Source organism: Pseudomonas sp. FG6 (genome assembly GCF_057809015.1).
The window spans coordinates 1-10,532 of record NZ_JBMDJD010000066.1; the positions used below are offsets into that span (position 1 = coordinate 1).

Sequence of the window (10,532 nt, forward strand, 5' to 3'; positions counted from 1 at the left end):
CGCAGCATCCAGAATCAAGTGGCGGCTTTGAATGTGGGATTCGTGGATCGGTTACGTCCATGAACACTGGTCCGCTCCGTTCGACCCGATGGCCGGTACGACGCTGTTCGACCTGAAACCCTGATCGTCGGTTTTTTCACCCGGTGCGGCGTTGCCGTCCATAGTTGATCAGTTCATCTGCGGAGCTTTCCATGAAGTACTTATGCCTGGTGTATAGCAACGAGCACACGCTGCACAACTCGCCCGACAGCCCGGAGGACGCCGAGTGCATGGCCTATGCCGAGTCGATCCGGGGCAGTGGCCGGATGCTCGCCGCCGAGGCCCTGGAATCAGTCCAGACCGCGACCACGGTGCGCATGCGCGGCGGCAAGTTGTCGATCACCGATGGTCCGTTCGCGGAAACCAAGGAGCAGTTGGCGGGCTTCTACCTGATCGACGCCAAGGACTTGAACGAAGCCATCCAGGTCGCCGGCCATATTCCGGCGGCCCGGGTTGGCTGTGTTGAAGTGCGACCGGTTCGGCAACTCCAGGTTTAACCGGCCGATGTCGACGGAAGCAGTCAAGGCACGGGTCGAGCAGGTCTATCGACAAGACTCGCGGCGGATCCTGGCGACCTTGATTCGTCTGCTGGGGGATTTCGACCTCGCCGAAGAAGCCCTGCATGAGGCGTTCTTCATCGCGGTCGAACGCTGGCAGCGCGACGGTGTGCCAGACAATCCGCGGGCTTGGCTGGTGTCCGCCGGACGTTTCAAGGCGATCGACAGTTTGCGCAGGCGTGCCCGTTTCGCCGCATCCCAGCCACTGTTGATCGCCCAGCTCGAGGCATTGGAGCAGGCCGACTGGAGCGATGAAGACGTGGAAGACGATCGTCTGCGGCTGATTTTCACCTGTTGCCACCCGGCCCTGGCGGCTGATGCCCAGGTGCCGCTGACGCTGCGGGAAGTTTGCGACCTGACCACCGAAGAAATTGCCCGCGCCTTCCTTGCCGCACCGGCGGCCATCGCCCAGCGCATCGTGCGGGCCAAGGCGAAAATCCGCGACGCGAAGATCCCCTATCAAGTCCCGTCCCGCACGGAACTGCCCGAGCGTCTGGACAGCGTGCTGCGGGTGATTTACCTGGTGTTCAACGAAGGCTATTCGGCGTCGATGGGCAACGAACTGACCCGCGAAGACCTGACCCGCGAAGCCATCCGCCTCGGGCGTTTGTTGATGGAATTGCTGCCCGAGGCAGAAGTCATGGGGTTGCTGGCATTGATGCTGCTGCACGAGTCCCGACGATTGGCGCGCACCTCTGCAACCGGCGAACTGGTCTTGCTGGACGAACAGAACCGCGGCTTGTGGGACGCTGGAATGATCACCGAAGGTTGCGCCTTGGTGGAGGCCGCGCTAAACACCCGCCGGTTCGGGCCGTATTGCCTGCAAGCGGCCATTGCGGCGGTGCATGCCGAAGCGCCGACGGCGGAGGAGACCGATTGGCCGCAGATCGTCGGGCTTTACGATGTGCTGCTGCGGGCCGTGCCGTCGCCGGTGATCGAACTCAATCGCGCCGCCGCCCTGGCCAAGCGTGACGGACCGATGGCGGGGTTGCGGGTGATCGAAGGGATCCTGGCGCGCGGTGAACTGCTCGACTACCACCTGGCCCATTCGGCGCGGGCGGAATTCTGTCGCCAGTTGGGGCAATTGGACGAGGCGAGGGCGGCGTATCGACGCGCGCTGGAATTGACCCAGCAACTGCCGGAACGTCGATTCCTTGAAGCCAGGCTTGTCGGATTGCAGTAATGGCCGAGGGATAGCCGGGCAAGTCCTTGTGGCGAGGGCGCTTGCTCCCGCTGGGCCGCGAAGCGGCCCCCTAGGGTGTGCCAGTTACAACAGGGAAGTGGGGCTGCTACGCCCGAGGCGTCGGACCGACCCAGCGGGGGCAAGCTCCCTCGCCACAGAGTTATCCCTATGCCCCTGTACCGGCGGCATCAAACAAAAAGGCGACCCGGAGGTCGCCTTTTTGTCATTCAACGTCGATCAGAACTCGTGATCGGCGTTGTCCGGGTTCAGGTCGCTGATGCCCAGTTTGCCTGCGGCCTGCTCGATCGAACCGGTCTGCTTGACCAAGGCAGCGATGGCATCGCGGACGATCTGGTTGCCGGCGGTGTTACCAGCGGCGATCAACTGGTCGTAGTGCTCACCCTTGTTGGCGTGATCGACCATGACCTGGATCTTGGCCTCGGTGTCGGCCAGGTCGGCCTTGAGCGCGGTGTCGGCGGCCGGGTCGGCCTTGGCCACCAGGGACGACAGGCTGGCACCGGTCATCTTGGTGCCGTCTACGCGGGTGTATTCGCCCAGGTAGACGTTACGCACGCCCTTGGCGTCGTAGAAGTGCGAGTTGTGGGTGTTGTCGCTGAAGCAATCCTGTTCGTCCTCTGGCGAATTGGCTTCCAGGGACACCTTCATGCGCTCGCCCGCCAGTTCGCCCAGGGACAGGCTGCCCATGCCGAACAGCATCTTGCGCAGGCCGCTTTCGGCCGGCTCGGCTTCCAGGGTGGCGCGGTAGTTGTCGGCCACGTTCGGTTTCCAGTTGCCGACCATCTCTTCCAGGTCGTTGACCAGCAGTTGAGTCACGGACTTGAGGTAGGCACGACGACGGTCGTTATGACCGCCCGTGGCGCCTGCGCCTTGCAGGTAATCGGACGCCGGGCGGTTGCCGGCACCTGGGCCGGTGCCGTTGAGGTCCTGGCCCCACAGCAGGAATTCGATGGCGTGGTAGCCGGTGGCGACGTTGGCCTCGGAACCGCCCAGCTCGTTCAGGCTGGCGAGTTTTTCCGGGGTGATGTCTTTTACATCGACCTTGTCTTCGCCCACCTGGACTTCGGTGTTGGCGATGATGTTGGCGGTGGCGCCCGGGTTGCCCAGGGCGTGCTCGTAGGATTTGTCGACGTAGTCGATCAGGCCTTCATCCAGTGGCCAGGCGTTCACCTGGCCTTCCCAGTCGTCGATGATGGTGTTGCCGAAGCGGAACACTTCGCTTTGCAGGTAAGGCACGCGGGCGGCAATCCAGGCTTGGCGGGCAGCCTTGAGCGTGTCGGCGTTCGGCTTGGCCAGGAACGCGTCGACGGCGGTTTGCAGGGTTTTCGCGGTGGATTCGGCATCGCTGTAGACGGCATAGACCATGTCGGCGTAATGCGCGACGACGGCCTTGGTGGCGGCTTCGTCGACTTTGCCGGCAGCGGCAGGGGCGGCCGGTGCCGCAGTGCTGGCGGCAGGCGTTGGCGCTTGCGGCGCGGCGGCCTTGTCCTTGCCTTCGCCGCAACCGGCGAGGGAAATAGCGATGGCCAGCAGACTGGCGGTAGCCAGGGGCATACGAATCATGGCGAACATCCTGCTTCGAAAATGGATGGGACTGGCGCGAGGGTGCGCAAAAGCTGCGACATAATGCGAAAGATTTGCATTATGTGTAAAGGGTCGAAGCTGTAAATATTTCTTATTTAATAATGCAGAACGCCGCCTTTCGGCGGCGTCTGTAGGACAAGTCAGAGGATGGAGGCCTTGCTGCGTTGCGCCTGCTTCAGGTAGGCGCCCAGCTCCCGCGCCGCCAGCGGCTTGCTGTAGAAATACCCCTGACCCTCATGGCAGCCCTCGGCGATGATGTACGCCTCCTGCTCGAGCGTCTCGACACCTTCGGCGATGACCTGCATGCCCAGGCTCTTGCCCAGCTGGATGATGGCCCGGACGATGGTGGCGTCGTCCTCGTCTTCGAGCAGGTCCTGGACGAAGCTCTTGTCGATCTTGATCTTGTCCAGCGGCAGGCTCTTGAGGTAGCTCAGGGACGAATAACCGGTGCCGAAGTCGTCGATGGCAATCAAGGCCCCGGAGCGGCGCAGGCTCAGCAAGTGCTGGGCAGCGGTGGTGATGTCTTCCATCAGGCCGGTCTCGGTGACCTCCAGTTCGAGGCTGCGTGGCGGCAGGCGGTACATCTGCATGAAATTGTTGACCACCCGTGGCAGCTCGGCGTGGTGCAGTTGCACGGTGGACAGGTTGACCGCCATGCGCAGGTCGACGAAGCCCTGGTCGTGCCATTCGCGCAGTTGTCGGCAGGCCTGGTCCAGTACCCATTCGCCGATGGCAATGATGGTGCCGTTCTGCTCGGCCAGGGGAATGAACAGGTCCGGCGGCACCATGCCGTGTTCGGGGTGATGCCAGCGGATCAGCGCCTCGGTGCCCACCACCCGCAGGTCGCGGTAGCTGATCTGCGGTTGATACACCAAGGTGAATTGCTCGTGGATCAGCGCTTCGCGCAGGTCTTTCTCCAGTTCGCGACGGCGGCGCATTTCGCTGTCCACGCTGGCAATGTAGAACTGGTAGCGATTGCGTGAGCGAGCCTTGGCCAGGGTCATGGTCTGCTCGGCTTTTTGCAGCAGCTTCTCGGTGCTGTCGCCGTCTTCCGGGAAGAGCGTAATGCCGATGGTGGCGCGCAGACGGATCTGTTGCTCATCGTTGGCGAACGGTGCTTCCAGATCATCGAGGATGCTCTGGGCCAGCTCGGCCGCCTCGTAGGGTTGCTCGATATCGGCCTGGACCAGGGCGAACTGGTCGCCCCCCAGCCGTGCCAAGGCGCCCAGGCGACCGCTGTGGGCCCGCAACCGATCGGCCAGGGCCAGCAGCAACTGGTCACCGGCCTGGTAGCTGAACTGTTCGTTGACGCCCTTGAAATCATCCAGCCCCACGCACAGCACTGCCACGCGACGCTGCAGGCGCCCGGCGTCCACCAGGATCTTGTCCAGTTGCTGTTGGAGTTGCTGGCGGTTGGGCAGGCCGGTGAGGAAGTCGTACTGGGCCATGCGCTGCAGACTGTTTTCCGCTTCATGGCGCAGGTGTGTATTGCGCTCGATGGATTCGAGCAACTGATTGGCTGTGTTGATCCACAAGCCCAACTCGTTTTGCTCATGGCCTCGCAGTTGCGGGATCTTGTGTTCGCTCGGACGGTCCGGGTTGATCTGGGTCAGGTGCTGGATGATCCGCGACAGCGGCTTGGTCAGCAGCCAGTGATAGACCAGGTACAGCACCAGGCCCATGGCCAGGGCGCGGAGCATCCCGGAGATGAAGATGATCACCGAACTGATGATGAACCCTTCACCGTAAGTGGCGGTGTCGAGGGTGATGCTCAGGTCGCCGTAATACTCACTGTAGGGGCCACGACCCACGAGTTGTGTGGTGAAGGTGCGTTCCTTGCCCAGGATCAGGTCGGTCAGCCAGCGGCTTTGGGAGTGCTGCAGGGGCCGGCTTTTTTCCGCAAGCATGGTTTCGCGAGGATGGCCGATGGAGGCCATGCGCACGGCTTCGTCCTGGAACAACCCCTCGATTACTTGCATGCCCATTTCCCGGTCGAGGCTGTAGACGGCCTGGGTCGAGGGGTCGCGGAACATGTCGAGGATACGCTGGGCATCATTGGCGACTGCCCGGTTGGTTTTATAGGCATCGAACACGATTTGGGCACAGCTCAAGACCACGCCAACGATCAATGCCGAAAGGAGCACGACCCGGAGCAACTTCACAGACAAGCTGTTCTTGAGTTCCAGCTTCAAAGAGTGGTTCCTTGTTCCGTGCGGGTAGCGTCAAGTTGCCATGAGTATTGGCAATCCTGTGATGTCAGTCAAAGGGACAATCAAACACAACGGTTATCACCCGGGAAATGACCGATAGACGAGCTTTTCAGAGTGATTGCTCTATGACCATTGTGTCGGTTGCAAAGAGCCGTAACTTGAGGCCTGAGTGGACTTTTTGTTGAATTCCAGACGTAAGGTCCTCTGTCGGTCTCGGTGCTTGTTCATTCATCGCAAAGCGAAAAAAAACCCGGCAAAGGGCCGGGTTTTTTGTCTGGCATCAAGGCTTAGGCCGTGAAGGTCTTGCCTTCGAACTGCTCGGCCACGAATTTCCAGTTGACCAGGTTCCAGAACGCTTCGACGTATTTTGGACGAAGGTTGCGGTAGTCGATGTAGTAGGCGTGTTCCCAGACGTCGCAGGTCAGCAGCGGGGTGTCGCCGCTGGTCAGCGGGTTGCCGGCGCCGATGGTGCTGGCCAGGGCCAGGGAACCGTCAGCCTTTTTCACCAGCCAGCCCCAGCCGGAGCCGAAGGTGCCGATGGAGGTCTTGCTGAATTCTTCCTTGAACTTGTCGAACGAACCGAAGGCCTTGTTGATGGCTTCAGCCAGGGCGCCGGTCGGTTGACCACCGGCGTTCGGCGCCAGGCAGTTCCAGTAGAAGGTGTGGTTCCAGACTTGAGCGGCGTTGTTGAAGATACCGCCCGAGGAAGTCTTGACGATTTCTTCCAGGGTCTTGCCTTCGAACTCGGTGCCAGGTACCAGGTTGTTCAGGTTCACGACATAGGTGTTGTGGTGCTTGTCGTGGTGGAATTCCAAAGTTTCTTTGGAGATGTGCGGCTGCAGTGCGTCGTGTGGGTAGGGCAGCGGCGGCAATTCGAAAGCCATGGTGATTCTCCTAATCAGGTCTGATGCGGTGAGCGCAAGGCCGATCACGGGCGGCCGGACTAGCGCCGGGGAGTTTGTACTCTTTTGCGGCGCAGGAGTCGGATCATAGCACTGGGGGTGCGGCATAACCACGCAACAACTGTGTGGGATAGAGGTTCCAGAGCGGTTTGCCCTAGGCCTTGTACGAAAAGTGCCTGATCGACTCTTCGTACAAAGCCTAATCAGCCGCTGACGATCAACTGCCCCGCCACGGTAAACATCATCACGGCCACCAGCAGGTCGAGGATCCGCCAGGTGCTTGGGCGCGCCAGCCAGGGCGCCAGCCACGCGGCGCCGAAGGCCAGGGTGAAGAACCACAGCAGCGAGGCGCTGGCGGCGCCTACGACGTAGGCGCCAGGCACGCTCTGCTGGGCACCGAGGGAACCGATCAGCAGCACCGTGTCGAGGTACACATGGGGGTTGAGCAGGGTCACCGCCAGTGCGCTGAGCAGCACGGTGCGCAGCGAGCGCGCCGCCTGGTTCGCGCCCTGTTGCAGGCTCTGTTTCGAGCAGGCCCGGCGCAGCGCCTGGCTGCCGTACCAGAGCAAGAACACCGCGCCACCCCAACGGGCAATGGACAGCAGCAGCGGGCTTTGGGCCAGCAGCGTGGCCAGACCGAAAACGCCGGCGGCCACCAGCAGCGCGTCGAACGTGACGCACAGCGCGGCGACTGGCAGGTGGTGTTCACGACGCAGGCTCTGGGCCAGCACAAACGCATTCTGGGCGCCAATTGCCATGATCAGCCCAAGGGCCACCAGAAGCCCATTCACATAACTTTGCCACATGGCTTCGATCTCCCCGGTTGAAGTTGCAATGCTGGCTATTCTCCAGTGGGAGGCTGTATAAGAAAAACCAATCCTGCTGATCACTCATTAGGGAAACTGATGTTTGACTACAAATTGCTCTCGGCGCTGGCGGCGGTGGTCGAACAGGCCGGTTTCGAGCGCGCCGCCCAGGTGCTGGGACTGTCGCAATCGGCCATCTCCCAGCGTATCAAGCTGCTCGAGGCGCGGGTCGGCCAACCCGTGCTGGTGCGCGCCACGCCGCCAATGCCCACTGAGATCGGTCGGCGCCTGCTCAACCATGTGCAACAGGTGCGTTTATTGGAACGCGATCTGCAAAGCCTGGTACCGGCACTGGATGAAGAAGGCCTGCCCGAGCGCTTGCGTATCGCCCTGAACGCCGACAGCCTGGCGACCTGGTGGGCGTCTGCCGTGGGCGACTTCTGCGCCGCGCACCACTTGCTGCTCGACCTGGTGGTGGAAGACCAGACCGTGGGCCTCAAGCGCATGCGCGCCGGCGAAGTGGCGGCCTGTCTCTGCGCCAGTGAACGCCCGGTGGCCGGTGCGCGCAGCGTGTTGCTGGGCGCCATGCGTTATCGGGCGCTGGCCAGCCCGGCGTTCATCGCCCGGCATTTCCCCGACGGCGTACGTGCCGACCAGTTGGCGCGTACGCCGGCGTTGGTGTTCGGCCCGGATGATTTTCTGCAACACCGTTACCTCGCTTCCCTGGGGGTGGAGGGCGGCTTCGAGCACCATCTCTGCCCATCGTCCGAGGGTTTCATTCGTCTGGCTGAAGCTGGATTGGGCTGGGGGCTGGTGCCGGAGTTGCAGGTGCGCGAAGCACTGGAGCGGGCCTCGCTGGTGGAACTGCTCGCCGATAAACCCATCGATGTACCGTTGTACTGGCATCATTGGCGCAACGGCGGGCAACTGCTCGGTTCCCTGACGGAACAGCTGGTCCGATCCTCTCGGCAATGGCTGGTGCCTTGGGAGCAGCAATAAGCGTCAAGTCTCAACTTGCGGCGTGCGGCTTGAGGCGCGTCACCGCACTTCTTAGGAGCATTCATGAAAATTCTGGTCACCGGCGCGAGCGGCTTCATTGGCGGGCGCTTTGCGCGTTTCGCCCTGGAGCAGGGCCTGGATGTACGGGTCACCGGTCGCCGGGCCGAGAGCGTGGAGCACCTGGTGCGGCGCGGGGCGCAATTTATCCAGGGGGACCTGGGCGACCCGTTGCTGGCCCGCGACCTGTGCGTGGATGTCGAGGCCGTTGTGCATTGCGCAGGATCGGTTGGGGTCTGGGGACGCTACCAGGACTTCCACGAAGGCAACGTCCAGGTCACGGAAAACATCGTCGAAGCCTGTCTCAAGCAGAAGGTCCGGCGCCTGGTCCACCTGTCGTCGCCGTCCATCTACTTCGACGGTCGAGACCACCTCGGGCTGACCGAGGAGCAAGTACCCAAGCGCTTCAAGCACCCTTACGCCGCCACCAAGTACCTGGCCGAGCAGAAAGTCTTCGGCGCCCAGGAATTCGGCCTCGAAGTGTTGGCCCTGCGCCCGCGTTTCGTGACTGGTGCCGGCGACATGAGCATTTTCCCGCGCCTGCTGAAGATGCAGCGCAAGGGGCGGCTGGCCATCGTCGGCAACGGTTTGAACAAGGTGGATTTCACCAGCATGCAGAACCTCAACGAGGCGCTGCTCAGCAGCCTGCTGGCCACGGGTTCGGCCTTGGGCAAGGCGTACAACATCAGCAACGGTGCCCCGGTACCGCTGTGGGACGTGATCAATTATGTGATGCGCCAGATGCAGGTCCCGCAGGTCCGGCGTTACCGCTCCTATGGGCTGGCTTATGGTGTCGCGGCCTTGAACGAAGGTTTTTGCAAGCTCTGGCCCGGCCGTCCCGAACCGACGCTGTCGCGCTTGGGCATGCAGGTCATGAACAAGAATTTCACCTTGGACATCAGCCGTGCGCGGCATTATCTCGACTATGATCCGCAAGTCAGCCTGTGGGCTGCCCTTGATGAGTTCTGCGCCTGGTACAAAGGCCAGAATGTCCACTGATCGGCCCATGCTGAACCGAGTGCCGGGTTCGGGGTCAATGGGTGCGGCGGGCGAGGGGGTTATACTCGCCGCATCATGCCATCACCGGTTTCCCAAAGGTTGAACCCATGCCCATGCGTAACGATGCCAACGACGACTTCGACGATATACCGAGCCTGCGGATGCGGGCCGATATTCCCGATGACGATGACTTCTTGCACAACCGCGAGCAGCCTCATGTGCAAGCGCGCCCGGCGCCTGTTGCCGCGGTCAAGGTCAAGGGGGCCAGCACCGGGCCGCTGTGGGCGTTGGTCGGCGCGTTGCTGTGTGCGTTCGGTTTCCTGGCCTGGTGGAGCTTCCAGCAGATTTCCCTGATGGAGCAGCAACTGGTGGCTACGCAGGAAAGCTTCGCCCGGATCAGTGAGGACGCGGCGGGGCGCCTGCAGGACATTTCCGGCAAGGTGGTCGCCGGGCAGTCCAACGTCATGAGCGACAGTGAAGCGTTGAAATTGCAGATCAAACAATTGGACAGCAAGTTGCAGGAGCAGGCCCGGCTATTCGACGGCAAGCTGCTGGAGCAGTACAAGCAACAGCAAGCGACGTTCGGTCCGTCCGCCGACCTGGACAAGGAGCTGGCCCAGCTCATTGCCCAGTCCACTGAGCAGCAGAATGCCAATACCCAGCTGCAAGCGGCCAACAAGGATCTCCAGGCCCAGGTCAAGGCGTTGGCGGCGGAAGTTTCCGCGTTGAAAAACCAGGGTGAGGGCGGTGTCCTGGATGCGCAGCTCAAGAGCATCGGTGCTGATATCACGGCGTTGAAAAGGGCCAATTCGAACGCGGAGCAGGACATGATGGTGCTCAAGAGCCAGCAGGAAAACCGCGGTTCTGGCACTGCTGAGTTCGATGCGTTTCGGGGGCAGGTCACTCGTAACATCAATACGCTGCAGGCGCAGATTCAGCATTTGCAGCAGCAGATTAGTGCTCGGGGGCAGTGAGCTTGGTCGCGGGGGCGTGTGTATATCCGTTTTTGCGGTAACGGCGGCTTAGGGTTCCGCCCTTGCGGCGGGTCACTTTTGGAAGAGCGCCAAAAGTAACCAAAAACGCTTTGCCCCACCACTCGGCACCTCGCCTAGGGCGAGGTGTACCCTCACTCCGGCATTGCTCCGTGGGCCCGCCGCGAAGGGCCATCCATGGCCCAG

At 61.9% G+C, this 10,532-nt stretch carries 9 protein-coding genes; 5 read left to right on the forward strand and 4 right to left on the reverse strand.

Annotated features, from left to right (window positions below; genetic code table 11):
• The first annotated feature begins 191 nt into the window (after positions 1–191).
• Both ACODSJ_RS24335 and ACODSJ_RS24340 read left to right on the forward strand, forming a co-directional pair.
• Positions 192–536: a YciI family protein gene (locus tag ACODSJ_RS24335; protein ID WP_489104165.1), complete on the forward strand. Its 345-nt coding sequence runs from the start codon at positions 192–194 to the stop codon at positions 534–536.
• Positions 537–543: 7 nt separating this feature from the next.
• Positions 544–1,779 (forward strand): RNA polymerase sigma factor, encoded by a 1,236-nt coding sequence (locus ACODSJ_RS24340; RefSeq protein ID WP_489104166.1) that lies wholly within the window; start codon positions 544–546, stop codon positions 1,777–1,779.
• Positions 1,780–2,016: 237 nt separating this feature from the next.
• On the opposite strand, the gene ACODSJ_RS24345 is transcribed toward ACODSJ_RS24340, so the two are convergent.
• The 4 genes from ACODSJ_RS24345 to ACODSJ_RS24360 form a co-directional block, all read right to left on the reverse strand.
• Positions 2,017–3,360, reverse strand: a complete 1,344-nt coding sequence (locus ACODSJ_RS24345; RefSeq protein WP_489104167.1) for an imelysin family protein — start codon at positions 3,358–3,360, stop codon at positions 2,017–2,019.
• Between the two features lie 161 nt (positions 3,361–3,521).
• Positions 3,522–5,573: a putative bifunctional diguanylate cyclase/phosphodiesterase gene (locus tag ACODSJ_RS24350; protein WP_489104168.1), complete on the reverse strand. Its 2,052-nt coding sequence runs from the start codon at positions 5,571–5,573 to the stop codon at positions 3,522–3,524.
• A 305-nt stretch (positions 5,574–5,878) separates the two neighbouring features.
• The gene (locus tag ACODSJ_RS24355) at positions 5,879–6,475 is read right to left on the reverse strand and encodes a superoxide dismutase (protein ID WP_260956943.1); all 597 of its coding nucleotides are present in this window, start codon (positions 6,473–6,475) and stop codon (positions 5,879–5,881) included.
• A 221-nt stretch (positions 6,476–6,696) separates the two neighbouring features.
• A complete protein-coding gene (locus ACODSJ_RS24360; protein ID WP_489104169.1) occupies positions 6,697–7,299 on the reverse strand; it encodes a LysE/ArgO family amino acid transporter in 603 nt (200 codons plus the stop codon).
• A 99-nt stretch (positions 7,300–7,398) separates the two neighbouring features.
• Between ACODSJ_RS24360 and ACODSJ_RS24365 the strand changes: the two genes are divergently transcribed.
• The 3 genes from ACODSJ_RS24365 to ACODSJ_RS24375 all read left to right on the forward strand — a co-directional run bounded on the left by ACODSJ_RS24365 (position 7,399) and on the right by ACODSJ_RS24375 (position 10,328).
• Complete coding sequence (locus tag ACODSJ_RS24365; RefSeq protein ID WP_489104170.1) at positions 7,399–8,298, forward strand: LysR family transcriptional regulator ArgP; 900 nt, start codon at positions 7,399–7,401, stop codon at positions 8,296–8,298.
• A 63-nt stretch (positions 8,299–8,361) separates the two neighbouring features.
• Entirely contained in the window at positions 8,362–9,354 is a 993-nt protein-coding gene (locus ACODSJ_RS24370; RefSeq protein WP_489104171.1) for an NAD-dependent epimerase/dehydratase family protein, read from the forward strand.
• A gap of 107 nt (positions 9,355–9,461) precedes the next feature.
• On the forward strand, positions 9,462–10,328 hold the full coding sequence (locus tag ACODSJ_RS24375; RefSeq protein ID WP_489104172.1) for an ATPase: 867 nt from the start codon (positions 9,462–9,464) through the stop codon (positions 10,326–10,328).
• The last annotated feature ends 204 nt before the right edge of the window (positions 10,329–10,532 follow it).